General features: G+C 69.5%; 22 protein-coding genes. 12 read left to right on the top strand and 10 right to left on the bottom strand.

The window, feature by feature from the left end; genetic code table 11:
* The first annotated feature begins 2 nt into the window (after positions 1 to 2).
* The 4 genes from AC1VVG_RS04090 to fahA are packed head-to-tail and all read left to right on the top strand — an operon-like array spanning position 3 to position 4,242.
* Positions 3 to 233 carry a DUF2783 domain-containing protein gene (locus tag AC1VVG_RS04090; RefSeq protein WP_034187223.1) on the top strand — a complete coding sequence of 77 codons (231 nt, stop codon included), beginning with the start codon at positions 3 to 5 and terminating at the stop codon, positions 231 to 233.
* Positions 230 to 1,591 carry an MFS transporter gene (locus AC1VVG_RS04095; RefSeq protein WP_124607844.1) on the top strand — a complete coding sequence of 454 codons (1,362 nt, stop codon included), beginning with the start codon at positions 230 to 232 and terminating at the stop codon, positions 1,589 to 1,591. Before AC1VVG_RS04090 ends, AC1VVG_RS04095 begins: the two co-directional genes overlap by 4 nt.
* Positions 1,592 to 1,606: 15 nt before the next feature.
* On the top strand, positions 1,607 to 2,941 hold the full coding sequence (gene hmgA / locus AC1VVG_RS04100) for a homogentisate 1,2-dioxygenase (RefSeq protein WP_059557283.1): 1,335 nt from the start codon (positions 1,607 to 1,609) through the stop codon (positions 2,939 to 2,941).
* Positions 2,938 to 4,242 carry a fumarylacetoacetase gene (fahA, locus tag AC1VVG_RS04105; protein ID WP_482835282.1) on the top strand — a complete coding sequence of 435 codons (1,305 nt, stop codon included), beginning with the start codon at positions 2,938 to 2,940 and terminating at the stop codon, positions 4,240 to 4,242. Before hmgA ends, fahA begins: the two co-directional genes overlap by 4 nt.
* 64 nt (positions 4,243 to 4,306) lie before the next feature.
* Here the strand turns inward: fahA and AC1VVG_RS04110 are convergent, their stop codons facing one another.
* The 5 genes from AC1VVG_RS04110 to AC1VVG_RS04130 all read right to left on the bottom strand — a co-directional run bounded on the left by AC1VVG_RS04110 (position 4,307) and on the right by AC1VVG_RS04130 (position 9,847).
* Positions 4,307 to 5,467: an MFS transporter gene (locus AC1VVG_RS04110; protein WP_049033121.1), complete on the bottom strand. Its 1,161-nt coding sequence runs from the start codon at positions 5,465 to 5,467 to the stop codon at positions 4,307 to 4,309.
* Between the two features lie 93 nt (positions 5,468 to 5,560).
* Positions 5,561 to 6,730 (bottom strand): MFS transporter, encoded by a 1,170-nt coding sequence (locus AC1VVG_RS04115; RefSeq protein ID WP_059557280.1) that lies wholly within the window; start codon positions 6,728 to 6,730, stop codon positions 5,561 to 5,563.
* A 243-nt stretch (positions 6,731 to 6,973) separates the two neighbouring features.
* Positions 6,974 to 7,723 carry a 5,6-dimethylbenzimidazole synthase gene (gene bluB / locus AC1VVG_RS04120; protein ID WP_200088960.1) on the bottom strand — a complete coding sequence of 250 codons (750 nt, stop codon included), beginning with the start codon at positions 7,721 to 7,723 and terminating at the stop codon, positions 6,974 to 6,976.
* A gap of 111 nt (positions 7,724 to 7,834) precedes the next feature.
* On the bottom strand, positions 7,835 to 8,833 hold the full coding sequence (locus AC1VVG_RS04125) for a 2-hydroxyacid dehydrogenase (protein WP_226251606.1): 999 nt from the start codon (positions 8,831 to 8,833) through the stop codon (positions 7,835 to 7,837).
* Positions 8,834 to 8,863: 30 nt separating this feature from the next.
* Complete coding sequence (locus AC1VVG_RS04130) at positions 8,864 to 9,847, bottom strand: LysR family transcriptional regulator (protein WP_124607841.1); 984 nt, start codon at positions 9,845 to 9,847, stop codon at positions 8,864 to 8,866.
* Between the two features lie 753 nt (positions 9,848 to 10,600).
* On the opposite strand from AC1VVG_RS04130, the gene AC1VVG_RS04135 reads away from it, so the two are divergent.
* The gene (locus AC1VVG_RS04135) at positions 10,601 to 11,812 is read left to right on the top strand and encodes a pyridoxal-phosphate-dependent aminotransferase family protein (protein ID WP_034187452.1); all 1,212 of its coding nucleotides are present in this window, start codon (positions 10,601 to 10,603) and stop codon (positions 11,810 to 11,812) included.
* 27 nt (positions 11,813 to 11,839) lie between these two features.
* On the opposite strand, the gene AC1VVG_RS04140 is transcribed toward AC1VVG_RS04135, so the two are convergent.
* A complete protein-coding gene (locus AC1VVG_RS04140; protein WP_034187232.1) occupies positions 11,840 to 12,775 on the bottom strand; it encodes an AraC family transcriptional regulator in 936 nt (311 codons plus the stop codon).
* Positions 12,776 to 12,909: 134 nt separating this feature from the next.
* On the opposite strand from AC1VVG_RS04140, the gene AC1VVG_RS04145 reads away from it, so the two are divergent.
* Positions 12,910 to 13,800: a DMT family transporter gene (locus AC1VVG_RS04145; protein ID WP_034187233.1), complete on the top strand. Its 891-nt coding sequence runs from the start codon at positions 12,910 to 12,912 to the stop codon at positions 13,798 to 13,800.
* 108 nt (positions 13,801 to 13,908) lie between these two features.
* Here the strand turns inward: AC1VVG_RS04145 and AC1VVG_RS04150 are convergent, their stop codons facing one another.
* A complete protein-coding gene (locus AC1VVG_RS04150; RefSeq protein WP_034187234.1) occupies positions 13,909 to 15,123 on the bottom strand; it encodes an MFS transporter in 1,215 nt (404 codons plus the stop codon).
* Between the two features lie 338 nt (positions 15,124 to 15,461).
* On the opposite strand from AC1VVG_RS04150, the gene xdhA reads away from it, so the two are divergent.
* The 4 genes from xdhA (at position 15,462) to AC1VVG_RS04170 (ending at position 20,502) form a co-directional block, all read left to right on the top strand.
* Positions 15,462 to 17,006, top strand: coding sequence for a xanthine dehydrogenase small subunit (xdhA, locus tag AC1VVG_RS04155; protein WP_482835283.1), 1,545 nt, complete (start codon positions 15,462 to 15,464; stop codon positions 17,004 to 17,006).
* Between the two features lie 18 nt (positions 17,007 to 17,024).
* Complete coding sequence (gene xdhB / locus AC1VVG_RS04160; protein WP_482835284.1) at positions 17,025 to 19,388, top strand: xanthine dehydrogenase molybdopterin binding subunit; 2,364 nt, start codon at positions 17,025 to 17,027, stop codon at positions 19,386 to 19,388.
* 1 nt (position 19,389) lies between these two features.
* Positions 19,390 to 20,007, top strand: coding sequence for a xanthine dehydrogenase accessory protein XdhC (xdhC, locus tag AC1VVG_RS04165; protein WP_034187237.1), 618 nt, complete (start codon positions 19,390 to 19,392; stop codon positions 20,005 to 20,007).
* Positions 20,008 to 20,100: 93 nt separating this feature from the next.
* Positions 20,101 to 20,502 (top strand): nuclear transport factor 2 family protein, encoded by a 402-nt coding sequence (locus AC1VVG_RS04170; RefSeq protein WP_034187238.1) that lies wholly within the window; start codon positions 20,101 to 20,103, stop codon positions 20,500 to 20,502.
* Positions 20,503 to 20,513: 11 nt separating this feature from the next.
* Here the strand turns inward: AC1VVG_RS04170 and AC1VVG_RS04175 are convergent, their stop codons facing one another.
* The 3 genes from AC1VVG_RS04175 to AC1VVG_RS04185 all read right to left on the bottom strand — a co-directional run bounded on the left by AC1VVG_RS04175 (position 20,514) and on the right by AC1VVG_RS04185 (position 23,709).
* The gene (locus tag AC1VVG_RS04175; protein ID WP_034187239.1) at positions 20,514 to 21,461 is read right to left on the bottom strand and encodes a LysR family transcriptional regulator; all 948 of its coding nucleotides are present in this window, start codon (positions 21,459 to 21,461) and stop codon (positions 20,514 to 20,516) included.
* Positions 21,462 to 21,530: 69 nt separating this feature from the next.
* On the bottom strand, positions 21,531 to 22,169 hold the full coding sequence (locus tag AC1VVG_RS04180) for a DsbA family protein (RefSeq protein ID WP_034187240.1): 639 nt from the start codon (positions 22,167 to 22,169) through the stop codon (positions 21,531 to 21,533).
* Positions 22,170 to 22,263: 94 nt separating this feature from the next.
* Complete coding sequence (locus AC1VVG_RS04185; RefSeq protein WP_482835285.1) at positions 22,264 to 23,709, bottom strand: TAXI family TRAP transporter solute-binding subunit; 1,446 nt, start codon at positions 23,707 to 23,709, stop codon at positions 22,264 to 22,266.
* Positions 23,710 to 24,148: 439 nt separating this feature from the next.
* Between AC1VVG_RS04185 and AC1VVG_RS04190 the strand changes: the two genes are divergently transcribed.
* A complete protein-coding gene (locus tag AC1VVG_RS04190; RefSeq protein WP_034187242.1) occupies positions 24,149 to 24,514 on the top strand; it encodes a BON domain-containing protein in 366 nt (121 codons plus the stop codon).
* Positions 24,515 to 24,652: 138 nt separating this feature from the next.
* Entirely contained in the window at positions 24,653 to 26,743 is a 2,091-nt protein-coding gene (locus AC1VVG_RS04195; RefSeq protein WP_124607837.1) for a D-(-)-3-hydroxybutyrate oligomer hydrolase, read from the top strand.
* Positions 26,744 to 26,928: the final 185 nt, after the last annotated feature.

The raw sequence follows: 26,928 nt of genomic DNA on the forward strand, positions 1-26,928 counted from the left end.
TCATGCCTTCACTCGACACCCGCCCGCGCCTGACCGACCCCGACGCGTTCTATGAAGCGCTGATCGACATGCATCGCGACCTGTCCGACAGCGACAGCCAGCTCGTCAACGCAAAGCTGATCCTGCTGCTCGCGAACCAGATCGGCGATGCCGACGTGCTGCGCGAAGCGATGGCGCTCGCGCGCCAAGGCGTGACGCCGCCCGTGCACCCGGCCGCCGAGGTGGCGCAATGAGCGCGGCGCCGGCCGACGCGCGCGTGCTCGAAGTCGAGCGCGTGATCGACGAGACCCATCGCCCGGGCTTTCACTGGATGCTGCTCGCGTTGTGCGGGCTGTGCCTCGTGATCGACGGTTTCGATGCGCAGGCGATGGGCTACGTGGCGCCGAGCGTGATCGCCGAATGGGGCGTGCCGAAGCAGGCGCTCGGCCCGGTGTTCAGCGCGAGCCTGTTCGGGATGCTGCTCGGCGCGCTCGGGCTGTCGGTGCTGGCCGACCGGATCGGGCGCCGCCCGGTGCTGATCGGCTCGACGCTGTTCTTCGCGGTGACGATGCTCGCGACGCCGTTTGCGGGTTCGATCCCGGTGCTGATGGCGCTGCGCTTCGTGACCGGGCTCGGCCTCGGCTGCATCATGCCGAACGCAATGGCGCTGGTCGGCGAGTTCAGCCCGGCCGCGCATCGCGTGAAGCGGATGATGATCGTGTCGTGCGGCTTCACGCTCGGTGCGGCGCTCGGCGGCTTCATCAGCGCCGCGCTGATTCCGGCGTTCGGCTGGCGTTCGGTGTTCTTCGTCGGCGGCGCGGTGCCGCTCGTGCTGACGATCGCGATGCTCGCGCGGCTGCCCGAGTCGCTGCAGTTCCTGGTGCTGAAAGGGCGCGTCGCGCAGGCGCGCGGCTGGCTCGCCCGATTCGCGCCGCAGGCCGGCATCGACGCGAACACGCGGCTCATCGTGCGCGAGCGCGCGGCGAGCGGCGCACCGGTCGCCGAACTGTTCAGCCACGGCCGCCTGCCGGTCACGCTGCTGCTGTGGGCGATCAGCTTCATGAACCTGATCGATCTGTATTTCCTGTCGAACTGGCTGCCGACCGTGATGCGCGACGCCGGTTATTCGCCGGGCACCGCGGTGATCGTCGGCACGGTGCTGCAGACAGGCGGCGTGATCGGCACGCTGTCGCTCGGCTGGTTCATCGAACGTCACGGCTTCGTGCGCGTGCTGTTCGTGTGCTTCGCCTGCGCGGCCGTGTCGGTGGGGCTGATCGGCTCGGTCGCGCACGCGCTGCCGTGGCTGCTGGTCGTCGTGTTCGCGGGCGGGTTCTGCGTGGTCGGCGGGCAGCCGGCCGTGAACGCGCTCGCGGGCCAGTATTACCCGACGTCGCTGCGCTCGACGGGCATCGGCTGGAGCCTCGGCATCGGCCGGATCGGCTCGGTGCTCGGGCCGCTCGTCGGCGGACAACTGATTGCGCTCAACTGGTCGAATGGCGCGCTGTTCCACGCGGCCGCGGTGCCCGTGCTGTGCTCGGCGCTGTTCGTCCTCGGGCTCGCGGGCGTAACGCGGCGCAACGGCGTGCAGGCGCCGACCGCCGCCACGAATTGAGGGAGAAAGGAAACGATGACGCTTGACCTGTCGAAACCGGCGAACGCCGGCTACCTGAGCGGTTTCGGGAACGAATTCGCCACCGAGGCACTGCCTGGCGCGTTGCCGCACGGCCGCAACTCGCCGCAGCGCGCGCCGTACGGGCTGTATGCGGAGCAACTGTCGGGCACCGCGTTTACCGCGCCGCGCGGCCACAACCGCCGTTCGTGGCTGTACCGCATCCGCCCGGCGGCCGTGCACCGGCCGTTCGAGCCGTACGCGGGCCCGCAGCGGCTCGTGGCGGAATTCGGCGATTCGGCCGACGTGCCGCCGACGCCGCCGAACCAGTTGCGCTGGGATCCGCTGCCGATGCCGGTCGAGCCGACCGATTTCGTCGACGGGCTCGTGACGATGGCCGGCAACGGCTCGGCCGCCGCGATGAACGGTTGCGCGATCCACCTGTACGCGGCGAACCGCTCGATGCGGGACCGCTTCTTCTACAGCGCGGACGGCGAGCTGCTGATCGTGCCGCAGCAGGGGCGGCTGCATATCGCGACCGAATTCGGCCGGGTCGACGTCGAGCCGTTCGAGATCGCGGTGATCCCGCGCGGCGTGCGTTTTTCCGTCGCGCTGCCGGACGGCGACGCGCGCGGCTATATCTGCGAGAACTTCGGCGCGCAACTGCGCCTGCCGGATCTCGGCCCGATCGGCTCGAACGGGCTCGCGAACCCGCGCGACTTCCTGACGCCGCAAGCCGCGTACGAAGACCGCGAAGGGGCGTTCGAACTGATCGCGAAGCTGAACGGCCGCCTGTGGCGCGCGGACATCGGCCATTCGCCGCTCGACGTCGTCGCGTGGCACGGCAACTACGCGCCGTACAAGTACGATCTGCGCCTGTTCAACACGATCGGCTCGATCAGCTTCGACCATCCCGATCCGTCGATCTTCCTCGTGCTGCAGGCGCAAAGCGACACGCCGGGCGTCGACACGATCGACTTCGTGATCTTCCCGCCGCGCTGGCTCGCGGCCGAGGATACGTTCCGCCCGCCCTGGTTCCACCGCAACGTCGCGAGCGAGTTCATGGGACTCGTGCACGGCGCGTACGACGCGAAGGCCGAAGGCTTCGTGCCGGGCGGCGCGAGCCTGCACAACTGCATGTCGGGCCACGGGCCCGACGCGGACACGTTCGAGAAGGCGTCCGCGAGCGACACGACGAAACCGCACAAGGTCGACGCGACGATGGCGTTCATGTTCGAAACCCGCACGCTGATCCGGCCGACGCGTTACGCGCTCGACACCGCGCAACTGCAGGCCGACTACTTCGAATGCTGGCAAGGCATCAAGAAACACTTCAATCCGGAGCAACGATGAGCGACACCCAAGACTGGCGCGCGACGCTCGACCCGGCTCGCAAGAGCTGGCTCGACACCGCGAACGATCCCGCCTGCGATTTCCCGATCCAGAACCTGCCGTTCGGGATCTTCAGCGATGCGCAGCAGCCGGCGCGTCGCGCGGGCGTGGCGCTCGGCGACCAGATCGTCGATCTCGCGGCGCTCGCGCGCGCGGGCCTCGTGACGCTGCCGGCCGGCGCCGACGCGTTCGCCGCGCCGACGCTCAATGCGTTCATCGCGCTCGGCCGCGACGCCTGGCGCGGCGTGCGCGTGCAGCTGTCGGGCCTGTTCTCGCGCGACAACGCGACGCTGCGAGACGATGCGGCGCTGCGCGCGCAGGTGCTCGTCGCGCAGCGCGACGCGACGCTGCATCTGCCGGTCGAGATTCCCGGCTACACCGATTTCTATTCGTCGAAGGAGCATGCGACCAACGTCGGCTCGATGTTCCGCGATCCGAAGAATGCATTGCTGCCGAACTGGTCGGAGATGCCGATCGGCTACAACGGCCGTGCGTCGTCGGTGGTCGTGAGCGGCACGCCGGTGCGGCGGCCGAACGGGCAACTGAAGCTGCCCGACCAGGAACGCCCGGTGTTCGGTGCCTGCCGCAAGCTCGACATCGAGCTGGAGACGGGCTTCATCGTCGGCCGGGGCAACGCGCTCGGCGAGCCGATCGCGTGCGAGGATGCCGAAGCGCATATCTTCGGGATGGTGCTGCTGAACGACTGGAGCGCGCGCGACATCCAGCAGTGGGAATACGTGCCGCTCGGCCCGTTCAACTCGAAGGGGTTCGCGACGACGATCTCGCCGTGGATCGTCACGCTCGACGCGCTCGAACCGTTCCGCACCGCGCAGCCCGAACAGTCGCCGCAGCCGCTCGCGTATCTGCGGCACGCGGGCCGGCATGCGTTCGACATCGCGCTCGAAGTGACGCTGCGTGCCGAAGGCGCGGCCGACGCGACGTCGATCTGCCGCACCAACTTCAAGCACATGTACTGGACGATGGCGCAGCAGCTCGCGCATCACACGGTCGCGGGCTGCAACACGCGCGTGGGCGACCTGATGGGCTCGGGCACGATCAGCGGGCCGACCAAGGATTCGTTCGGCAGCTTGCTCGAACTGACGTGGAACGGCAAGGAGCCGGTCGCGCTGAACGGCGGCGGCAGCCGGACGTACCTCGAGGACGGCGACGAGCTCACGCTCGCCGGGTGGTGCCAGGGCGACGGTTATCGCGTCGGCTTCGGCACGTGCGCCGGGAAGATCCTGCCGGCGCGCCACGCATAACGCGTCGCACGGCAAGACCGAACGGCCCGCATCGTGCGGGCCGTTGTCGTTTCGTCGATACGGATCAGACCGCGCGTTGCAACGCGGCGCGGCGTTCCCACAGCGCGGCCGCGACGAACGCCGCGACGCAGGCGAGCAGCACGCCGACCAGCGCATGGCTGCCCAGTTGCTCCATCAGCGCGCCGGCCACCAGCGGGCCGCCGAAGCTCGCAGCGCTCCACGATGCCGACACGAGCGAGCTCGCGGTGACGAGCGCCGCGCCGCGGAAGCGTTCGCCGCACGCGACGAGCGACAGCGTATAGATGCTGCCGGCCGCCGCGCCGAGCACGAACAGCAGCGGCCAGCACAGCCACGGATTCGCGATGACGAACGGCAGCAGCGGCAGGCCGGCCAGCACGATCCAGCCGGCGCCGAGGTGCACGCGTTCGCGGCCGAGCCTGTCCGCGAGCCAGCCGATCGGGAACTGCATCGCGGTATCGCCGAACAGCATGATCGACGCGAGCAGCACGGCGGTCGCGCTCGCGACGCCGTGATCCATCGCATAGAGCGGCAGCAGCGACAGCGCGAGCGTGTCGAACAGCGCGAAGAAGCCGGTGCCGATGATCAGTGCGGGCATGCGCGGCAGCACGTCGAGCCAGCGGCCGTGCGCTGCGTGATGCGCGTCGTCGCCGGCGAGCGGTGCGCGCCGGATCGTCGCGAGCGTGGGCAGCGCGAGCAGGAACAGCGCGCCGCACAGCGCGAAGCGGATGCGCGTCGCGCCGGCGATCTGGCTCACGAGCACGGGGCCCGCCATCTGGAACAGCGTGAAATTGGTGGCGTAGATCGCGACGACGCGGCCGCGCGTCGCATCGTCGGCGAGCTGGTTGACCCACGCTTCGCCGATCGTGAACAGCAGCATCAGCGCGGCGCCGCACAGCACGCGCAGCGCGCCCCACACGATCAGGTTCGACGTGAACTGCATCAGCGCGGTGGCGGCCGCGAGCAGCACGACCGACACGACGATCGCGCGCCGCGAGCCGATATGCCGCGCGAGCGCGGTGACGAACGGGACGATCGCGAGGCCGCCGAGCGCCTGCGCGGCCGTCAGCATGCCGACGACGTTGGTGCCGTGCCCGGCTTCGGTCAGTGCGAGTGCGGTGAGCGGCAGCGTGGCGCCGGTGCCGAGGCCGACGACCGCGACGCTCAGGATCAGCGCGAGGAAATCGCGATTGAGAATGGCTTTCATCGGCCGGGATGCTACACCGCGGCCCTTGAAAGGTCCATGAAGGCCATCAGGATCGAATGGGGTTGTGTCCGCAACGATTGCGGCAGGGTTGCGTTATACGTAGTGGGTCGGCACCGCCACGGGGCGGCGTTCGAGCGATGCCGACCACAGCGTGAGCGCGAGCGCCGCGACGGCCATCGCGACCCCGACCCACGGCAGGTTCACGAGCGAGACGCCGGAGCCGATCGCCATCCCGCCGAGCCATGCGCCGGTCGCGTTGCCGAGGTTGAACGCCCCCTGGTTCAACGTCGACGCGAGATTCGGCGCGTCGCTCGCGCGATCGACGATCATGATCTGCAGCGGCGGCACGATCGCGAACGCGAGGATGCCCCACACGAAGATCGTCGCGAGCGCGGCGAACGGCACGTGCATCGTGCCGGCGAACAGCGCGAGGACGATGCCGATCAGCGCGAGCGTCGCGATCAGCGACGGCATCCGGCGCCAGTCGGCGAGCTTGCCGCCGAGCGTGCCGCCGACCGTCAGGCCGAGACCGAACAGCAGCAGCACGTAGGTGACCTGATGCGGCGAGAAGCCCGTCACGTCCTCGAGGATCGGCGTGATGTACGTGAACACGCTGAACAGGCTCGCGGATGCGAGCACGCTGATGCCGAGCACCATCAGCACCTGCGGGTGCTTCAGCACGCTGAATTCGCGCGTGATGCTGGTGTCGGGCATCGCGAGGTGCTTCGGCAGACACACCGCGAGCGCGGCGGCCGCGACGATGCCGATGCCGGTGACGGCCCAGAACGTCGCGCGCCAGCCGAATGCCTGGCCGAGCGCGGTGCCGAGCGGCACGCCGAGCACGTTCGCGAGCGTGAGGCCGGTGAACATCAGCGCGATCGCCTGCGCGCGGCGGTTCGGCGCGACGAGGCTGCTCGCGACGACCGAGCCGATCCCGAAGAACGCGCCGTGGCAGAACGCGGTGACGACCCGCGCGGCCATCAGCACCGCATAGCCCGGCGCGATCGCGCAGAACAGGTTGCCGGCGATGAACAGCCCGATCAGGCCCATCAGCGCGCGCTTGCGCGGCATCTTCGCGGTGACGACCGCGAGGATCGGCGCGCCGATCGTCACGCCGAGCGCGTAGCCCGACACGAGCATCCCGGCGGCCGGAATCGACACACCGAGATCGCGCGCGACATTGGGCAGCAGCCCCATGATCACGAATTCGGTGGTACCGATTCCAAAGGCGGCGACGGCAAGGGCGAAAAGAGGCAAGGGCATCGCGGTAGGCTCGGGAAAAGCCGCCGCTCATGCCGGGCGCGGGATGCGCGGGACGGGCGGACGGTAAGACGGTCGACAGCCGCGATTCTACTTCAGTGAAAACCCCTACGCTCGGGGCCAAAACGGTTGTTGCCGGCGTGCGACGGGGCGCGATGCCGAAAGCTCACAGTGTGGGATCGGGCGGCGATTTTCCGCGTCGGGCCGTATCGGGGCCAGAGCGTAGGCAATTGCGAGGCGCCGCCGTCACGCGATGCGTTCGGGTGCGCCGTCGGGAAGGGCATCGGACGCGTTCGTCACGTCGGCATCCGATTCCGCATTCACGGGAGACGAGGCTGCGCGGGCGCCGTCGATGGCAGCCGGGTCGTCCCAGCCGTTCTCGAACAGGCATGCCTCGATCGGCATTCGCGCGGCCCAGCGCTCCTGTTCGAGCATCGGTTTCGCGTAGAACGCGTCGACGTGCCCGATGCACAGCACGGCGATCGGCTTCGCGCCGTCGGGCATGCGCAGCAGCATGCGCAGCGCATCGACGTCGAACAGCGATACCCAGCCCATCCCGAGCCCTTCCGCGCGTGCCGCGAGCCACATGTTCTGGATCGCGCATGCGGCGGATGCCAGATCCATCTCCGGCAGCGTGCGGCGGCCGAACACGTGGCGCTCGCGGCCGTCGGCGAGCGCCACGACCAGCAGCTCGCCGCATTCGCGCACGCCCTCGACCTTCAGCCGCATGAATGCGTCCTGGCGTTCGCCGAGCGCATCGGCGGTCGCGCGCCGCTCGGCCTCGACCAGCGCGTGGATCGCGGTGCGCAGCGCGGGATCGGTGATGCGGATGAAGCGCCAGGGCTGCATGAAGCCGACGCTCGGCGCATGATGCGCCGCGCGCAGCAAGCGCGCGAGCACGGCTGGATCGACGGGCGCCGGCGTGAAGTGGCGCATGTCGCGCCGTTCGAAAATGGCGCGGTAGACCGCGGCGATGTCGGAGTCGTCGAAACGCATGAGCGGCAGGAGCAGGGAAGGACGTCGGCGCAACGATAGCAGACCGCGCACGTGCCGCGTTACGTCAGTCGAAACAAAAGGCGGGATTGTTGAGGGAGTGCGTGCGATGCGTCAGCGATTCGCGCTCACGACGTTCGCGGGCGTGCCCGCGTGCCACGCCTCGATGTTCAGCAGCGTCGTATGCGCGATCTCGGCCAGCGCCTCGCGTGTGAAGAACGCCTGGTGCGACGTGACGATCACGTTCGGGAACGTCAGCAGGCGCGCGAGCACGTCGTCCTGCAGCGGCAGGTCGGAGTGATCCTCGAAGAACAGCCCGCTTTCCTCTTCGTACACGTCGAGCCCGAGGTGGCCGAGCTGGCCGCTCTTGAGCGCGTCGACGAGCGCCTGTGCATCGACGAGGCCGCCGCGGCCGGTGTTGATCAGCATCGCGCCGTGCTTCATGCGCGCGAGCGTCTGCCCGTTGATCAGATGGTGCGTCGACGGCAGCAGCGGGCAGTGCAGGCTGACGATATCGGCGTGGCGCAGCAGCTCGTCGAGCTCGACGTAGCGCGCGCCGAACGCGATCAGCTCGTCGCTGTACGGCGGCACGGAGTGCGCGAGCACGTGCATTCCGAAGCCCATCATGATCTTCGCGAACACGCTGCCGATGATGCCGGTGCCGATCACGCCGACGGTCTTGCCGTGCAGGTCGAAGCCGAGCAGGCCGTTCAGCGAGAAGTCGCCCTCGCGGGTGCGCGCGACCGCGCGCGGCAGCCGGCGATTGAGCGCGAGGATCAGCGCGACCGCGTGCTCGGCAACCGCATGCGGCGAATACGCGGGCACGCGCACGACCGTGATGCCGAGCCGTGCGGCGGCCGCGAGGTCGACATGATTGAAACCGGCCGAGCGCAGCGCGATCAGCCGCGTGCCGCCGTCGGCGAGCCGTTCGAGCACGGCCGCGTCGACGGTGTCGTTGACGAACGGGCACACGACTTCATAGCCGTGCGCGAGGATCGCGGTTTCCGCGTCGAGGTGCGACGGCTGGAAATGCAGCCGATAGCCGAACTGCCGGTTGGCGGCGGTAAACGAATCGTCGTCGTACTGCCGGCTGCTGAACAGGATCACGCGCACGCTGCACCTCCGATGGCTGACGCGCGCAGTTTACTGCAGCCCCGTGACGATGTCGGGCCGCTCGGGCCCGCGCGGCGGCCGCAGGAAGCCGTAGTCGGTCCGGTCGCGGGGCGCCGGTGCGCTGAAGTGGTCGAGCGCGTGCTCGACGAAGCTGCGCGTGCGGGCCGGCACGTACTGACGGTTCGGGTAGACGAGCGACAGTTGCGTGTCGGGATCGTCGATCCGGTAGCCGGCCAGCAGGCGCACGAGGGTGCCGCTGTTGAGCGCGTCGGCGACGCACGGCTCGGGCAGCACCGCGATGCCCGCGCCGGCCACGGCGGCGGCCTGCACCAGCGCGAGCTGGTTGACCGTGCATGCCGGGCGCACCGTGACCGAATGCGCGACGCCGTCGTGGCCGACCAGTTGCCACGATGGCGCATGCTGGTGCGGCGCGAGCGTGACCCAGTCGTGGCCCGGCAGGTCGTCGGGCGCGCGCGGCTCGCCGCGCCGGTCGAGATAGGCCGGCGCCGCGCATGCGACGAACGGGTTCGGCGCGAGCGCATGGCCGATCAGCGACGGATTGCCGTCGAACCGGTTGCCCGTGACGATGCCGACGTCGTACCCCGAATCGAGCACGTCGAGCGGCCCCTCGGCGACGGTCAGCTGTACGCGCAGCTCGGGGTAGCGGAGCCGGAAGCTGCTGACGAGCGGCGTCAGCGCCAGCGGCGACAGCAGCCCCGACGCGACGACGCGCAGCGTGCCGGCCGGCTCGCGCACGGCATGCGTGACGGACGACTCGAGGTGGTCGAATTCCTCGAGCAGCGCGCGGCAGCCGTCGAGGTAGCGCACGCCGGCCTCGGTGAGCGACAGGTTGCGCGTGGTGCGGTGGATCAGCCGTGTGTTCAGGTGGCCCTCGAGCATCGCGATCGAACGCGTGACGAGTGCATTGGACACGCCGAGATGGTGCGCCGCGCGCCGGAAGCTTTGCTGCTCGGCGACGCAGACGAATACACGCATGGTCTGAATCTGGTTCATGGCTTGCGTATTTCTGGCCCGGTTGATTGATTATGGTTGTGATTTTTCGCCATGCGACCTCGAAAGCCCATCGCACGACCCCAGTTCTCCCTCGTATCGAAAAATCGTTTTTTTCGATTCCGCAGACGATTGTTCAATACTGAACCTATATTCGTCAACCTGAGAAAATGGGCGGGTTGCGGAAAATCGAAATCACGGGTAACGGTTAAACGTTGCAATGCAGCATTTGCGTACCGCGCAAAACTGACGCGGTATTGGAATATGCGCCAAGGTGGCGAATATTATCTATATTAATCAATGGCTTGTAGGGTGATAAGGTGGCCTGGTTTCGTTAATTTGCGGAGTCGCTCCCCAATACATGCTGCGGTAATGGATGTTTTTCGGGTGGGGGCGATATTGCATGCCGCATTCCGGGCGGCGGTTTTTATCGGGCAGCCGGTCTATTTCGACTGACGCGAAAGTCGTCGCATGCCACCGGTATCGGCGAATCGCGACGTTATTGGCGAAGAAAATCACGCGAGGCGGAAGCCGAATGGAACCGTTTCACGACCGGCCCGCCATCCCTTTTCAATCGGGATGGCCATCGCGCGACACGCACGCGGGCGGCTGGCCCGGTCCGGCGACCGGGCCACCGTCGCGCTGTCCGGCCGCGCGTGCCTCTTGCGCGAGGCCGCGGAACGCGGAATGATCGATCAGTTCGCCATGCCGTGCGGCGAGCGTCCGAGCATGTCCTTTCCTCACCTCTTGCCAGCCATGTCCATCGATTACTCGCCGATTCCCTGCCCCGTCGTCGTGCCGCTTGACGCGATCCTGCCCGAAGAACCGCTGCTGATGATGGGGGCCGGCCCGGTTCCGATTCCGGCCGCCGTCGCGAAGGCGAACACGATCGTGATCAACCACCTCGGCGCGACGATGGCGAAGATCATCGAGCAGGTGAAGGAGATGGCGCGCTACGTGTTCCAGACCCGCACGAAGTGGGTGCTCGGCGTCGCGGGCCCCGGTTCGGCGGCGATGGAGATGGCGATCTCGAACCTCGCGTGGCGCGGCACGCGCGTGCTGTCGATCCGCAACGGCTTCTTCAGCGCGCGGATGGCCGAGATGGCCACGCGCGTCGGCGCCGACGTCGCGACGCTCGAGGTGGCCGACCGCGCGGTCGCGAGCCTCGACGAGATCGCGGATGCGATCGCGCGCGAGCGGCCCGAGATCGTCACGATCGTGCAGGGCGAGACGTCGAACACGGTATGGAACCGCGACCTGCGCGAAATCGCGGCGCTCGCGAAGGCGGCCGGCGCGCTGGTCGTCGTCGACGCGGTGTGCACGTTGTCGACGATGCCGCTCGAGATGGACGCGTGGGGCATCGACGCGGTGATCACCGGCGGCCAGAAGGGGCTGTCGTCGATCCCGGGCGTGTCGCTGATCGCCTTCTCCGACGCCGCGTGGGAGCGCATGAAGCATCGCCCCGAGCCGAACGCGCACTGGTGCCTCGACATGGCGCTCGCGGAGAACTTCTGGCACAACGCCGGCTATCACTACACGGCGCCCGTGTCCGGCGTGCTGGCGCTGCACGAGGCGCTGCGGCTCGTCTGCGCGGAGACGCTCGAAAGCCGCTTTGCGCGCCATCTGCGCTGCTCGCTCGCGCTGCAGGCGGGGGTCGAGTCGATGGGGCTCAGGCTCTACGCGCCGAAGGACTGCCGGCTCAATTCGGTGGTCGGGATCGAGACGCCGGAAGGGCTGACGCCCGGCATGGTCTGCGGCCATATCTCGAAGCAGTACCAGGTCGAGATCTCGGGCTCGTTCGGGTTGCCGATCGTACGGATCGGGCAGATGGGCGAGCAGTGCCGCGAACACAACCTGTTCCGCACGCTGCATGCGTTCGGCCGCACGATGGTCGACCTGAAGGTGCCGGTCGACCTGCCGGCCGGTGTGGCGGCGCTCGAGCAGGAACTGTCCCGGCGCGGCGCGTAAGCGGGAAAGCGTGAAAACGGGCCGCGCTCAGCGGCCCTGCATCGCGCGCCGGTACGTATTCGGCGTCGTGCCGTGCGCGTCGCGAAAGCGGTGGCTGAAGTGGCCGGCGTTCGCGTAGCCGCAGTCGGCCGCGACCTGCGCGAGCGGCAATGCCGTCGTGCGCAGCAGCTCGCGCGCCCGTGCGAGGCGCTGCTCGGCCACCCACGCGTGCGGCGCGCGGCCGAACGACAGCCGGAACATCCGCGAGAAGTGGTATTCGGACAGCGCGGCAACCTCGGCCAGTTCGCCGAGCGTCAGCGGTTGCGTGAGATAGGTGTCGATGTAGTCGCGCACGCGGCGGCGCACGGCCGGCGCGAGCCCGCCGCGGAACGTCGTGTCGGTGCGCGTCGTGCTCTGCCCGCGCAGCAGCAGGCTCAGCACCTCGTGCGCGGTCTCGTTCACGCGCAGCCGCTCGTCGGCGTCGTCCCAGCCGTCGAGCGCGAGCGAGCGCAGCAGCGCGGCGACGCGCGCATCCTCGAAATAGGTGCGATCGGCGAGCTTCAGCTCGCGCGGCTCGCGGTCGAGTTCGCGGATCGCGCGCTGCGTGAAGTGCTCGGGCAGGAAATACAGGTGGACGAAGTGCATCTCGCCGCGCACCCACCAGCGCGATTCATGGTCGCCCGGCAGCGCGCACAGCAGGCTCGGCGCGCCGTAGCGCGGCACGCGCTGGCGCTCGGTCCGGTAGCCGCCGTCGAGGTAGCACGACAGCGTGTGGTGGCCGGGCTGCTCGTAGACCGTCTCGCTTTCGTCGGTGATCCGCGTCCATTCGGCGATCGCGAGGTGGTCGCCGAGCCACGCGAAGCGCTCGAGCGTCGCGTTCGCCTCGGCGAGGGTGCGGCAGACCGACTGCAGGCCGAACGGCAGATCGCCGCCGGCCAGGGCGGCGGCGTGGTCGACGGGTGGGGCGGAGAGGGAGAGGCTCATGATGGGCCGAGTATAAGCGGGCGCGCGGCAGCGCGTGCGGCGTCCCGAAAAAGACCGCAATTCCGGACAATCGTCCCGCCCCGCGCGGCGGCATAGTCGGGATCCCGATTCACCCGATTTTCCGGATTGCCGCCATGAACCTGTCGCTTTATTTCGTCACCGTGCTGATCTGGGGCACCACCTGGATCGCGATCAAGTGGCAGCTCGGCTCGGTGCCGCCGCCCGTGTCGATCGCATGGCGCTTCTGGCTCGCGGCCGTCGTGCTGTTCGCGCTGCTGCGCGTGATGCGCCGGCCGGTGCGCCCGCCGCGCGACGCGTGGCGTTTCCTCGTCGCGCAGGGTTTCGCGCTGTTCTGCGTGAACTTCCTGTGCTTCTACTATGCGGAGCAGGTCGTGCCGAGCGGCCTCGTCGCGGTGATCTTCTCGACCGCGCCGCTCTTGAATTCGATCAACGGCCGGCTGTTCATGGGCCGCCCGCTGCGGCCGTCGGCGATCGCCGGCGCGTTGCTCGGGCTGACCGGCATCGCGTGCCTGTTCTGGCAGCAGATGGCCGGCCATCTCGACGATCATGCGACCTGGACGGGGCTCGCGATCGCGTTCGCGGGCACGATGTGCTTCTCGATCGGCAACCTGCTGTCGAGCCGGATGCAGTCGATGGGGCTGCACCCGCTCGTGACCAACGGCTGGGCGATGCTGATCGGCGCGGCGATCCTGACCGTCGGCAGCGTGGCGGCCGGGATGCCGTTCACGCTCGATACGAGCCCGCGCTATCTGGGGGCGCTCGTCTACCTCGCCGTGCCGGGCTCGGTGATCGGTTTCACCGCGTACCTGACGCTTGTCGGCCGGATCGGGCCGGAACGCGCCGCGTACTGCACGGTGCTGTTCCCGATCGTCGCGCTGGCCGTGTCGACGGTGTTCGAGGGTTACCAGTGGTCGCCGCTCGCGGTGATCGGGCTGCTGCTCGTGGTGGCCGGCAATCTCGTCGCGTTCGACCTGACGCGCCGGCTGTTCTTGCGGACGGCCTGAGCGTCGCGGTCGCCGACGAATAAAAAACGCCTGCGCGATGCAGGCGTTTTTCTTGAGGCGCCGGCGGCGCGACGGGCGCGACCGGCTGCCGTCCGACGCACGGCATGGTCAGGCCGCGGCGCCGCTCCCCGCCACGCGCCCCTGCCGCTGGTACAGCATCATCGACAGGGCGACGCCCGCGGCGGCGGCCACCGCCGCGAACAGGAACACCTGCGGATAGCCGAACGCGCCCGCGACATAGCCCGCGAGCGGGCCCGTGATGCCGAGCGACAGGTCGAGGAACACCGAATACGCGGACAGCGCCGCGCCGCGGCTCGCGGGCGGCACGAGCGCGACGGCCTCGACGCCGAGCGCCGGGAAGATCAGCGCGAAGCCGAAACCCGTCAGCGCGGCGCCGACGAGCGCGATGTGCGGTACCGGCGCGAGCCACAGCAGCAACAGGCCCGAACATTCGAAGGCGAACGACACGATCGCGACGCGGAAGCCGCCGTAGGTCTTGATCGTGTTCGCGAACAGCAGCCGCGCGCCGATGAACAGCGTGCCGAACACGGTCAGCGACAGCGCGGCGTTCGGCCAGTGGCGCGCCGCGTAGTACAGCGTGACGAAGGTCGCGATCGAGCCGAAGCCGGCCGAACCGAGCGCCAGGCCGAGGCCGTGCGGCAGCACGCGCGTGAACACGCTCGCATACGACATCCGCTCGCCGTGCACGAGCGGCACCGGGGCGATCAGGCGCGCGAGGTAGAAGCCGCTCGCGGCCAGCGCGATCACGATCACGCCGATCAGCGCCGGGTTCAGCGTATTCGCGATCGCGACGCCGACCGGCGCGCCGAGCGCGAGCGCGCCGTAGGTCGCGATGCCGTTCCACGAGATCACCTTCGCGTTGTGCGCGACGCCGACGCGGCCGATGCCCCACAGGATCGCGCCGGTGCCGCACAGGCTTTCGCCGACGCCGAGCACGAGCCGGCTTGCGACCAGCAGCACGAGGCTCGCGACCGGCCAGCGCGCGAGCAGCAGCGCGACGAGCAGCAGCACGCCCGACGCGCCGCAGCCGATCAGCCCGCGCAGCACCGTCTGCTTCGGGCCGAGCGTATCGGCCAGGCGTCCGGCGAGCGGCCGCGACGCGAGCGTCGCGAAGTACTGGACGCTGATCGCGCCGCCCGCGACGATCGCGGAAAAGCCGAGGTCGCCATGGACGAAGCCCGGCAGCACCGCGAGCGGCAGGCCGATGGTCAGATAGCAGATGAACGTGAAGCAAACGACGGACACGATTTGCAGCGTGACCGCGAACCCGCTGCGCGGCGGTGTGGCGGAATCGGAGGACATGGGGTCGGAACGAATGAACGAAGCAGACGGAAGACGGCGAAAAAGGGAATCGGGATTTTCCCATGGAACCGGTTTTCCCGCAGGTACCATTTAGTTCATCGCGACCTGTTTTCGGCGATGGCGGATGGCTGCGGGCGCGTCGGGCACGGGCGCGGAGTACCGTGCGGAAAGGGCCGCGGGCGGCCCCGGCGCTCATATCGCGGCAGTTATATGGGCCCCATGCGTGATGGGCTATGGGTTGCGAAATTTGATGGTGATAGCGTGCAAACTGTCAGAAAAACGTCGGTCGGGCGCTCCGCGCAGGCCGCCTTGCCCCCCAATTGAAGAACCATCGAGACATGAGTGAGCCGATCCGCTTCTACCATCGTCACGCGATCCGCGAAGTCAGCGGCGCGGACGTCACCCGCACCGTGCTGCAGTACCTGCGCGAGGACGCGCATTGCACCGGCACCAAGGAAGGCTGCGCGGAAGGCGACTGCGGCGCGTGCACGGTCGTCGTCGGCGAGCTGACCGATGCCGGCGCGGTCGAGTTCAAGGCCGTCAATGCCTGCATCCAGTTCCTGCCGACGCTCGACGGCAAGGCGCTGCTCACGGTCGAGGACCTGCGCCAGCCGGACGGTGCGCTGCACCCGGTGCAGCAGGCGATGGTCGACTGCCACGGTTCGCAATGCGGGTTCTGCACGCCCGGCTTCGTGATGTCGATGTGGGCGCTGTACGAGAAGCATGGCCACGAAGGCTGTGCCGGCGCGTGCACGAAGGCGAAGGACGTGCCGACGCGCACCGAGATCGCCGATGCGCTGACCGGCAACCTGTGCCGCTGCACCGGCTATCGCCCGATCGTCGATGCGGCCGTGCAGATGTTCGATGCGCCGGCGCCGTCGGCACCGGTCGACACGGCCGCGCTGGCCCGCACGCTCGCGTCGCTCAAGCGCGACGACACGTTCGACTACACGACGAGCGACGGCGCGCGCTTCGCGGCGCCGCGCACGCTCGACGCGCTGGCCGCGCTGAAGGCCGAGCGTCCCGACGCGCGCATCCTCGCGGGCAGTACCGACATCGGCCTGTGGGTCACCAAGCAGATGCGCCGGCTCGACGACCTGATCTACGTCGGCCGGATCGCCGAATTGCAGCGCCTCGCCGAACGCGGCGACTGGATCGAGATCGGCGCGGGCGTGACGGTCGAGAAGGCCTATGCGGCACTGGCCGGCACGTACCCGGAACTGACCGAGATGTGGAAGCGCTTCGCGTCGCTGCCGATCCGCAACGCGGGCACGATCGGCGGCAACGTCGCGAACGGCTCGCCGATCGGCGATTCGATGCCGGGCCTGATCGCGCTCGGCGCGCGCGTCGTGCTGCGCGGCGGCGACACGGTGCGCGAGCTGCCGCTCGAAGCGCTGTACACGGGGTACCAGCAGAAGGACATGGGGCCGCACGAATTCGTCGTCGGCCTGAAGGTGCCGACCCGCACCGGCGCCCGCGAGAAGCTGCAGTTCCGCACGTACAAGCTGTCGAAGCGGTTCGACTCCGACATCTCGGCCGTGTGCGCGGCCTTCGCGTTCATCGCGGACGGCGACACGATCCGCGAGCCGCGCATCGCGTTCGGCGGGATGGCCGCGACGCCGAAGCGGGCGACCCACACCGAAGCCGTGCTCGACGGCGCGCAATGGCACGAAGCCACCGCGCAGGCCGCGATGCAGGCGCTCGAGCGCGACTACCAGCCGCTGTCCGACATGCGCGCGACGAGCGCGTACCGCCTCGATACCGCGAAGAACCTGATGTACCGATTCTGGCTGGAGACGCGCCCGCACGACCCGCTGCCGCCGCAAGCCCTGAATGTGCGTGAAGTGGCCGCCGAAGCCGGCGCCGGCGCGGCGCGCGTCTGAAGACGGAGAACCCCGACAATGAACCAGCAAGCAGAACCGTTCCTGAGCACCCTCGACCCGCAAGCCGACGCCGCGCAGGTCCACGTGTCGCGCGCGCACGAATCCGCGCACCTGCACGTCAGCGGACGCGCCACCTACACCGACGACATTCCGGTCGTCGCGGGCACGCTGCACGCGGCGCTCGGCCTGTCGGCGAAGCCGCACGCGAGGATCGTGTCGATGAACTTCGACGCGGTGCGCGCGACGCCGGGCGTGGTCGCCGTGTTCACGGCCGACGATATTCCCGGCGTCAACGATTGCGGCCCGATCATCCACGACGACCCGGTGCTCGCGAAGGGCATCGTGCAGTTCGTCGGCCAGCCGATGTTCATCGTCGTCGCGACGTCGCACGAAATCGCGCGGCTCGCCGCGCGCCGCGCGCAGGTCGACTACGAGGAACTGCCGGCGATCCTGACCGCGCAGGAGGCGCGCGCGGCCGAAACCTACGTGATCCCGCCGCTGAAGCTCGCGCGCGGCGACGCGGCCGCGCGGCTCGCCGTCGCGCCGCACCGCGAGTCGGGCGAGATGCTGCTCGGCGGCCAGGAGCAGTTCTATCTCGAAGGGCAGATCGCCTACGCGGTGCCGAAGGACGACGACGGGATGCACGTGTACTGCTCGACGCAGCACCCGAGCGAGATGCAGCACCTCGTCGCGCATGTGCTCGGCGTCGCGTCGCACAACGTGCTCGTCGAATGCCGCCGGATGGGCGGCGGGTTCGGCGGCAAGGAATCGCAGTCGGGCCTGTTCGCGTGCTGCGCGGCGCTCGCCGCGTGGAAGCTGCTGTGCCCGGTGAAGCTGCGTCCGGACCGCGACGACGACATGATGATCACCGGCAAGCGGCACGACTTCCATTACCGCTTCGACGTCGGCTACGACGACGACGGCCGCATCGACGGCGTGGCGCTCGACATGACGTCGCGCTGCGGTTTCTCGGCCGACCTGTCGGGCCCGGTGATGACGCGCGCGGTATGCCACTTCGACAACGCGTACTGGCTCGGCGACGTCGCCATCGCCGGCTACTGCGGCAGGACCAACACGCAGTCGAACACCGCGTTCCGCGGCTTCGGCGGCCCGCAGGGCGCGTTCGCGATCGAGTACATCCTCGACGACGTCGCGCGTTCGCTCGGCCGCGATCCGCTCGACGTGCGCTACGCGAACCTGTACGGCAAGACCGAACGCAACGTGACGCCGTACGGGCAGACGGTCGAGGACAACGTGCTGCAGGAGCTGCTCGGCGAACTCGAGGCGACGAGCGACTACCGCGCACGGCGCGCGGGCGTGCGCGAATTCAACGCGCGCAACGCGGTGCTGAAGAAGGGCATCGCGATCACGCCGGTGAAGTTCGGCATCGCCTTCAACGTCACGCACTTCAACCAGGCCGGCGCGCTGGTGCACATCTACACCGACGGCTCGGTGCTGGTGAACCACGGCGGCACGGAGATGGGGCAGGGGCTCAACACGAAGGTCGCGCAGGTCGTCGCGCACGAGCTCGGCATCCGCTTCGGCCGGATCCGCGTGACGGCGACCGACACGAGCAAGGTCGCGAACACGTCCGCGACGGCCGCGTCGACGGGCTCCGACCTGAACGGCAAGGCCGCGCAGGATGCGGCGCGCCAGCTGCGCGAGCGGCTCGCGGTGTTCGCGGCGAAGCAGTTCGGCGACGGCAAGGTCGAGGCGGCCGACGTGACGTTCGGCAACGACGTCGTGTCGGTCGGCGGCCACGGCGTGCCGTTCGGCGAAGTGATCGCGAAGGCGTACCTCGCGCGCGTGCAGCTGTGGTCCGACGGCTTCTACGCGACGCCGAAGCTGTACTGGGACCAGTCGAAGCTGCAGGGCCGGCCGTTCTACTACTACTCGTATGGCGCGGCCGTGTCGGAAGTCGTGATCGACACGCTGACGGGCGAGATGCGCACGCTGCGCGTCGATGCGCTGCACGACGTGGGCGCGTCGCTGAACCCGGCGCTCGACGTCGGCCAGGTCGAAGGCGCGTTCATCCAGGGGATGGGCTGGCTCACGACCGAGGAGCTGTGGTGGAACAAGGGCGGCAAGCTGATGACGCACGCGCCGTCGACGTACAAGATCCCGACGGTGAACGACACGCCGCCCGAGTTCAACGTGCGGCTGTTCCGGAACCGCAACATCGAGGACAGCATCCACCGTTCGAAGGCCGTCGGCGAGCCGCCGCTGCTGCTGCCGTTCTCGGTGTTCTTCGCGGTGCGCGACGCGGTCGCGGCCGTGGGCGACTACCGGGTGAACCCGCCGCTCGACGCGCCGGCCACCGGCGCGTCGATCCTGCGCGCGATCACGGCAGTGCGTGCGGCCCGCGCCACGCAGGCAGGCTGACATGAACGGCCCCGCACGTTCGCTTCGCACCGCGCCGGCCCCGGCGTTCGCGCAGGGCACCGGCCAGCGCAACCGCGCGAGCGGCGCGCCGGCGCCGATGCACATCGTGCTGTTCGGCGCCGGGCACGTCGGTCACGCGCTCGTCACGCTGCTCGGCGCGCTGCCGTGCGTCGTGCAGTGGGTCGACACGCGCGACGAGCTGTTCCCGGACGAATGTCCGCCGAACGTGCAGCCGGAGCCGACCGACACGCCGGAGGCCGTCGTCGACGCGGCGCCGCCGGGCGCGTACTTCCTCGTGATGACGCACAACCACGCGCTCGACTTCTCGCTCGCCGCGCGGATCATGCGGCGGCGCGACTACGCGTACTTCGGGATGATCGGCTCGCGCACCAAGCGCGTGAAGTTCGAGCGCCGGCTCGCCGCGCGCGGTGTCGATCCGGCGCGGCTCGTGGAGATGGTGTGCCCGATCGGCGTCGCGGGTATCGTCGACAAGGCGCCGGGCGCGATCGCGGTGGCCGTGTGCGCGGAGCTGCTGCAGGCGCGCTCGGGCATGCCGGTGGCCGATGCGAAGGCGCTGGCGGCCGGCCGCGCATGCGACGAGGTGTCCTGCTCGCGGTAGCACCGCGCGGCCGGCGCAGGGCCGCGCGTTTTTGCATACACTGCACGGCAATGCGCGGCATCGGGCTGCGCATCCCGTCACCGTGCACATGCCATGTCCGATCACCCGATCTATCTCGACGCGCTCGATGCGAGCGTCGCCGCCATCGAGCGCTGGCTGTCCGGCATCGACACCGCGCCCGCGGCGCTCGACGCGCTGCTCGCCGCGTTTTCCCCCGGCTTCACGATGATCCTGACCGATGGCCGCGTGGTCGACCGTGACGGCACGCGCGCGCTGTTCGCGAAGCTCGTCGGCGCGAAGCCGGGGCTGCGCATCACGCTGTCGGAGATCCGCGTGCTCGCGGCCGACGCATCGCATGCGGTGATCACCTATCTCGAAGCGCAGCACGCGGCGGCGGGCGCGCTGCCTGCGCGCCGCGCGACGGCCGTGTTCGAGCGCGACGCGGCGGGCGTCGTGCGCTGGACCCATCTGCAGGAAACCTTCTGCACGGCCTGAGCGGCCGCGTATCAGCGCTTGCGCGTGCGGGCGACCGTCAATTCGTCGGACACGCTCTGCATCAGCGCGCCCAGCCACGCGATGTCGGTCGGCCGGTCGGGCTGCGGATGCGTGAGCAGGTAGCTCTTGATGCGCGGGAACGGCACGGGCGGCGTGACGACGACGAGCGGCAGCAACTGCGCATAGTGCGTCGCGAAGCGGCGCGTCGTCGTGAAGATCAGGTCCGACTGCAGCAGTACCTGCGGCACGATCCCGAAGTACGGCAGCGTCGTCACGATGCGCCGCGTGAGGCGCGCACGAGCGAGGCCGATCTCGATCGCGTTGCGCTTGTCGCCGGTGTACGGCGTCGGCGCGACGTGCGCGGCCGACGCATACGCTTCGCGCGTGAGCGGCACGTGCGCGAGCGGATGCGTATCGCGCATCAGGCATACGATCGTGTCGGAGAAGAGATCCTGGCGCACGAACCGCGGGTCGGGCTTCGGCCAGTTGCCGATCACGAGGTCGAGCGCGCCCGATTCGAGCGCGCCCGCGTGGTCGAGCGCGGGATTCAGCGAGTCGATTTCCAGATGCGCATGCGGCGCCGCGTCGCGAAAGCGCTCGATCAGCGTCGGCATGAAGAAATCGTTCAGGTAGTCGGGCGCCGCGACGCGGAACGTGCGCCGCGCGGACGACGGATCGAAGTCGCCGTGCGGCGTCGCGATGAAGTCGACCTCGCGCAGCGCGCGCGACGCGGCCTCGAGCAGCGATGCGCCGTATTCGGTCGGCACCATGCCGGATTTGCCGCGCACGAGGATCGGGTCGTTCAGCGTCTCGCGCAGCTTGCGCAGCGCGGTGCTGATCGCGGGCTGGGTCTGGTTCAGCCGCAGCGCGGCCTGCGTGACGCTGCGCTCGAGCAGCAGCGTGCGCAACACGCGCACGAGCCAGATATCGAGCGAGGCGGTACGGTCGTCGTCTTCCATCGGATGGGGGTGATTCGGGTGACGCGTAACCTTACCGCAGCCGCGCGTTGGCGTGCGTGATACCGGCCATCACGCGCGACCCTTCGGCAGCGCACTGATCCGCTTGACCTCGCGCGATTCGAGCCAGTTCGGCGTGCGTGCGCAGTACAGCACCATCGGCAGCGCATCCTCGCCCCAGAACAACTGCTTGTTCATCCAGAACGTCGGCACGCCGAACACGCCGAGCGCGATCGCATCGGCGTTGTTGCGGGCCAGTTGCGCGCTCGTTTCCTCGAATTCGATCAGCGCATCGCCATGGCCGACGCCGACGCGCTCGCACAGCGCCGCGAAGCCTTCCGGCGTCGACGGATCGTTGCCCTCGCGCCAGATGAAGCGGAACATTTCCAGCACGGTCGCGATGTCGGCGCGCAGCGCGATCGCGAGGCGCAGCAGCTTGTCGGAATCGAACGGGTGCGCGGGCGGCATCTTGAAGCGAATGCCGAGCTGTTCCGCGCGGAACAGCGCGTGACGGTACGTGAACACGCGCTTGGCCGGCACGTCGGCGCTCGGGCGCTGCCCCCAGTGGCGCTGCAGGTCGAGCAGCGAGACGGCGACGGGTTCGAACGGCACGTCCGGCCATTTGTCGTGCTGCTCGAGCAGCAGATACGAGAACGGCGACACGAAGTCGAAGAACCAGGCAGGTTGGGCGGTATCGAGGCCGGTTGTCATGTCGTTCTCCAGAGGGTGGGGCGTGCGGCGCCTGGCGGCGGCCTCCATGTTACGCGGCGGCACGCGCATGCAGCAATGATCGCGGATCGTCCGCTCACGCGGAACCGGGAGTCGCCCGGGGGGCGCCGTCGGCCGGCGGCGGCGCGGCTTCGGCGCGTGCCGGCGGCGGCCCGCCCGCGCCGGGCGGGGCCGCCGGCGTATCCGGGTCGTGCGACGTGAGTCGCTCGCGCACGAAGCCGATGTGCTCGCGCAGCACGTAGAACTGCCCGGCGTACGCGAGCGGCATCTTCATCCGGTTCACGGCTTCCTCGATGTCGTCCAGCTGGTCGAGCAGCTGGACGCGTTCCTCGGCGGTGTGCTCGCCGAGCGCGCTGCGCTCGAGCGCGATCAGCGCGCCGTACCAGCGATAGATGCGCGAGCGCACGCGCCAGCCGTACAGCGACGGCACGAGCCGCAGCCCGGGAATCAGGACGACGATCAGCGGCACGACCACCACCAGCAGCCGGTCGACCAGGCTCGCGACCCAGAACGGCAGCCGCCGGTACAGGAAGGTCTTGCCCGACTTGTAGTAGCGCGCGGCGTCGTCGGACAGCGGGAATCCGCGCGTGACGGACGACGGGAACTCGCCCGCGTGCTGCAGGATCGTCGCGTGGCCGTGCACCTCGCGCGCGGCCTCGATCAGCAGGTCCGACAGCGCGGGGTGCAGCGAATCGCGCGCGACGAGTTCGATCGTCGGTGCAACCGTGTGGATGTCGGCCGGCGGCAGGTTGCGGCCGAGATCGTAGACGCCCATCGGCAGCGTGATCGCGGTCAGGTAAGGAAAGCGCCGCGCGTACGCCTCGGCCTGCGTGAACGAGTACACGTGCACGCCCGGCGCACGGAACAGTTTCGCCATCACCGGGATCTGCGTCGAGTCGCCGGACAGGAACGCCGCGTCGATCTTGCCGTCGAGCAGCGCGGTTGCCGCGTCCTCGCCGGCGGTCGGCAGCAGCTCGGTCGAGCCGCCCGGCACGATGCCGTTCATCTTCAGCAGCGCGAGGCTCAGCTCGCGCGCGCCGCTGCCTTCCGCGCCGAGCGCGAGCCGCTTGCCCTTGAAGTCGGACAGGCGCGCGACCACCGGGCCGCGGTACATGATCGCGAGCGGCACGTAACCGATGCTGCCGAGCGACACGAGGTGCTCGTCGCGCTCCTTCGGGCCGATGCCGCTCTGCACGAAACCGACGTCGACCGGCGCGTTCGGGTTGGACAGCCGCGCGAGGTTCTGCGCGGATCCTTCAGACGACTGGACGTCGAGCGTGACGCCGTTCTTCGCGAGGATCGTCTTGTACTTCTGCGCGGCGTTCCAGTACGTGCTGCCGGGCGGGCCGGACGAGATCACGAGCGTGGACGGCGGCGCCGGCTGGATCAGCCTGACGGCGAGCCAGACGGCCGCGGCGGCGAGCAGGACGGTCGGGCCGATCGACAGCGCGAGGTCGCGCCACGACACCGCGACGAAGCGGGCGAGGATGCGACGAGGCGGACGAGGGCGGGCAGGCTTCATGGGGTCGACGGATGACGCTGGCGTGACGCATCGATGACGGTCGGGCGATTGTCGCGGGCGATGCGGATGCTCGCGGCGATGGTACCCGGTTTCACCGTGCGTGCGCGAATCGGGCAGCCCGGCGCGGCGCGGCGGCGACAGCGGCGGGCGGCCCCGCGTCAAAAGCTTTGCGCTTCCGCGGGCGCTGGATTACATTGTGCGACGCAGCCGCGCCCGATTCGCGCGCGACCCGGCACGCAATGAGACCGGGCGCGTCCGGCCGGCGGCTGTCCGGCCCGGCCGGCCCGCTATCAGCGTGCGCCGGCCGCCGGCCCGTGTCGCCTCTCTCGTATCGCCGTGGAAAACACCGGCTGTCCCGCCCGTTCGCGCGCGGGCCGGCTGTTTTTGGGGGTATCCGGCCGTACTGTGCACGGCCGTTCCGGAGTGATAAGGAGATAGCATGAAGTCGATCGTGTTGAGAGCGTTGGGCGTTGCCGCCGTGGCGGCCTGCCTGTCGGGCAGCGTGTATGCGCAGTCGAGCGACGCAGCGGCAACGGAAGCGCCGGCGGCCGCGACGAGCGCGCCGAAGGCCGCCGCGAAAACCGCGAAGAAGGCCAACCGCAAGCTCGGCTACGCGGTGCGCAAGGCCATTTCGAAGGAACAGGGCGTGAACGTGTCGAACCTCGTCGTTCGTTCGAAGGGCGGCGCGATCACGCTGGAAGGCACGATGCCGGCCCAGGACCAGATCGACAAGGCCGAAGCCGCGGCGAAGGACGTGAAGGGCGTGACGTCGGTCACGAACAAGCTGACGGTTCAGCAGCAGTGATGCCGGGCGGCGGCGCGCGAGCGCCGCGCGCGCCCGTTTCCAGGCGGGCCCCGGCATGCCGGGGCCCGTTTGCGCTTCAGAGGCCGCGGGCCGCGCGCGACGCGGCGGCGGACCGATAACGAAATCGAGGGGGCGGCGATGACGAGACTCGGGTGGGGCAGGCGGATGGGGTGGGGCGCGGTGCTGGCAGCGCTCGCGATGCTCGGTGCGTGCAACGGCGACGATACGGCCGAGCGCAATCGGCTGCCCGGCTTCGTGTCCGGCAGCGTGCGCACGACGGCCTACGACGGCGCGAGCGACGACCTGCTGACGGCCGGCCTCGGCAAGACGGGGCTGGCGGCGGCGAGTGCGCCCGGCTTCGCGAATCCGGCGCGGCCGACGAGCGCCGAGTTGCGCCGCCTCGCGATCTGGTCGAACTACCGTGCGCTCGTCGACATGAGCGCGAACGGCGGTTACGGCCGCTTCTGGGGGCCGAACGTCGATCTCGACGGCAACGACACGCTCGGCGAAGGCAAGATCCCCGGCACCGAATACCTCGCGTACTCCGACGACGGCAGCGGCACCAGGAACGTGACGCTGCTCGTGCAGGTTCCCGCACGCTTCAATCCCGCGCAGCCATGTATCGTCACCGCGACGTCGTCGGGCTCGCGCGGCGTGTACGGCGCGATCTCCGCGGCCGGCGAGTGGGCGCTCAAGCGCGGCTGCGCGGTGGCCTACAACGACAAGGGCGGCGGCAACGGCGCGCACGAGCTCGGTACCGACACCGTCACGCTGATCGACGGCACGCTCGCCAACGCGGTGCTGGCCGGCACCGCGAGCCTGTTCACCGCGAACGTGACGAGCGGCGATCTCGCCGCGTTCAACAACCGCTTTCCGAACCGCTACGCGTTCAAGCATGCGCATTCGCAGCAGAATCCCGAGCAGGACTGGGGACGCGTGACGCTGCAGTCGGTCGAGTTCGCGTATTGGGCGCTCAACGAGCAGTTCGGGCCGCTGATCGACGGTTCGCATCACGGCGTGCGCTATCGCGCGGGCGACATCACGACGATCGCCGCGTCGGTCAGCAACGGCGGCGGCGCGTCGCTCGCGGCGGCCGAGCAGGACAGCCGCGGCTGGATCACCGCGGTCGTGGTCGGCGAGCCGCAGATCAACGTGCGGATGTCGCCGAATGCGGTCGTGCGCACGGGCGGCCAGCCGGTGCCGTCGTTCGGCCGGCCGCTGGCCGACTACGCGACGCTCGCGAACCTGCTGCAGCCGTGCGCGGCCGCGTCGGCGTCGCTCGCCGGCGCGCCGTACCTGAGCGCGCTGCCGGCCGCGACCACGCAGTCGATCCGCACCCAGCGCTGCGCGACGCTCGCCGCGGCCGGGCTCGTGTCGGGCGCCGACACGCAGAGCCAGGCGGCCGACGCGCTCGCGCAGCTCCATGCGGCCGGTTATCTGGCCGATTCCGACCTGCTGCAGGCGCCGATGTGGGATTCGCAGGCGATTCCGGCGATCGCGGTCACCTACGCGAATGCGTACACGCGCTCGCGCGTCACCGACAACCTGTGCAACTTCAGCTTCGCGACGACCGATCCGGCGACGGGCGCGGTCGCGGCGCCGGCTGCCTCGCCGATGCCGGCCGTGTTCGGTGTCGGCAACGGCGTGCCGCCGACGGCCGGCATCAACCTCGTGTTCAACAACGGCGCGGGTGTCGACCACCGGCTCGCGACGCCCGATGCGAGCTTCGCGGGCGCGCTGTGCCTGCGCCAGCTGTGGACGAACGGGATGCTCGGGATGCCCGCGAACGTCGATGCGGTACGCGTGAACGCGAACCTGCACGGCAAGCCGGCGATCATCGTGCAGGGCCGCAGCGACGCGCTCGTGCCGGTGAACCACGCGTCGCGCGCATACGTCGCGCAGAACGGCATCAGCGAAGCCGGGCGCGGCCAGCTCGTGTTCTACGAGGTGACGAACGGCCAGCACTTCGACGCGTTCCTGCCGGTTGCGGGCTTCGACACGCGCTTCGTGCCGGTCCACTACTACAACCTGCAGGCGCTGAACCTGATGTGGCAGCACCTGAAGAACGGCGCGCCGCTGCCGCCGTCGCAGGTGATCCGCACGGTGCCGCGCGGCGGCAGCCCGGGCGCCGCGCCGGCGCTGACGAGCGCGAACCTGCCGCCGATCTCGGCCGCGCCGGGCGCGAACGCGATCACGACCGGCGCCGGCGCGATCGACGTGCCGCTCTGACGGCCGCCGCCGCGCCGCCCCCGCCAGGCCGGACAGTCGTCCGGCTTTTTTCTTTTCGTCGTCTGGAATCGGTCCCGTATAGCCTTTTATCGGATTGGCGAGCGCCGTAACAAATTGTTACTTTACGGCGGAAAATCCGGAACCTATTATGCGCCGGTATTTTCACTTAATTTAATAAATTCCAG

The sequence above is a fragment of the Burkholderia sp. L-4 genome (genome assembly GCF_056856535.1).

Coding starts and splice junctions, on each gene's coding strand:
- xdhA (WP_482835283.1), top strand. CDS start 15,462: ATGAGTGAGCCGATCCGCTTCTACCATCGTCACGCGATCCGCGAAGTC.
- AC1VVG_RS04170 (WP_034187238.1), top strand. CDS start 20,101: ATGTCCGATCACCCGATCTATCTCGACGCGCTCGATGCGAGCGTCGCC.
- AC1VVG_RS04090 (WP_034187223.1), top strand. CDS start 3: ATGCCTTCACTCGACACCCGCCCGCGCCTGACCGACCCCGACGCGTTC.
- AC1VVG_RS04130 (WP_124607841.1), bottom strand. CDS start 9,847: ATGAACCAGATTCAGACCATGCGTGTATTCGTCTGCGTCGCCGAGCAG.
- AC1VVG_RS04175 (WP_034187239.1), bottom strand. CDS start 21,461: ATGGAAGACGACGACCGTACCGCCTCGCTCGATATCTGGCTCGTGCGC.
- AC1VVG_RS04110 (WP_049033121.1), bottom strand. CDS start 5,467: ATGAAAGCCATTCTCAATCGCGATTTCCTCGCGCTGATCCTGAGCGTC.
- AC1VVG_RS04095 (WP_124607844.1), top strand. CDS start 230: ATGAGCGCGGCGCCGGCCGACGCGCGCGTGCTCGAAGTCGAGCGCGTG.
- xdhB (WP_482835284.1), top strand. CDS start 17,025: ATGAACCAGCAAGCAGAACCGTTCCTGAGCACCCTCGACCCGCAAGCC.
- AC1VVG_RS04150 (WP_034187234.1), bottom strand. CDS start 15,123: ATGTCCTCCGATTCCGCCACACCGCCGCGCAGCGGGTTCGCGGTCACG.
- AC1VVG_RS04190 (WP_034187242.1), top strand. CDS start 24,149: ATGAAGTCGATCGTGTTGAGAGCGTTGGGCGTTGCCGCCGTGGCGGCC.
- AC1VVG_RS04180 (WP_034187240.1), bottom strand. CDS start 22,169: ATGACAACCGGCCTCGATACCGCCCAACCTGCCTGGTTCTTCGACTTC.
- AC1VVG_RS04115 (WP_059557280.1), bottom strand. CDS start 6,730: ATGCCCTTGCCTCTTTTCGCCCTTGCCGTCGCCGCCTTTGGAATCGGT.
- AC1VVG_RS04185 (WP_482835285.1), bottom strand. CDS start 23,709: ATGAAGCCTGCCCGCCCTCGTCCGCCTCGTCGCATCCTCGCCCGCTTC.
- AC1VVG_RS04145 (WP_034187233.1), top strand. CDS start 12,910: ATGAACCTGTCGCTTTATTTCGTCACCGTGCTGATCTGGGGCACCACC.
- hmgA (WP_059557283.1), top strand. CDS start 1,607: ATGACGCTTGACCTGTCGAAACCGGCGAACGCCGGCTACCTGAGCGGT.
- AC1VVG_RS04135 (WP_034187452.1), top strand. CDS start 10,601: ATGTCCATCGATTACTCGCCGATTCCCTGCCCCGTCGTCGTGCCGCTT.
- xdhC (WP_034187237.1), top strand. CDS start 19,390: ATGAACGGCCCCGCACGTTCGCTTCGCACCGCGCCGGCCCCGGCGTTC.
- AC1VVG_RS04195 (WP_124607837.1), top strand. CDS start 24,653: ATGACGAGACTCGGGTGGGGCAGGCGGATGGGGTGGGGCGCGGTGCTG.
- bluB (WP_200088960.1), bottom strand. CDS start 7,723: ATGCGTTTCGACGACTCCGACATCGCCGCGGTCTACCGCGCCATTTTC.
- fahA (WP_482835282.1), top strand. CDS start 2,938: ATGAGCGACACCCAAGACTGGCGCGCGACGCTCGACCCGGCTCGCAAG.
- AC1VVG_RS04140 (WP_034187232.1), bottom strand. CDS start 12,775: ATGAGCCTCTCCCTCTCCGCCCCACCCGTCGACCACGCCGCCGCCCTG.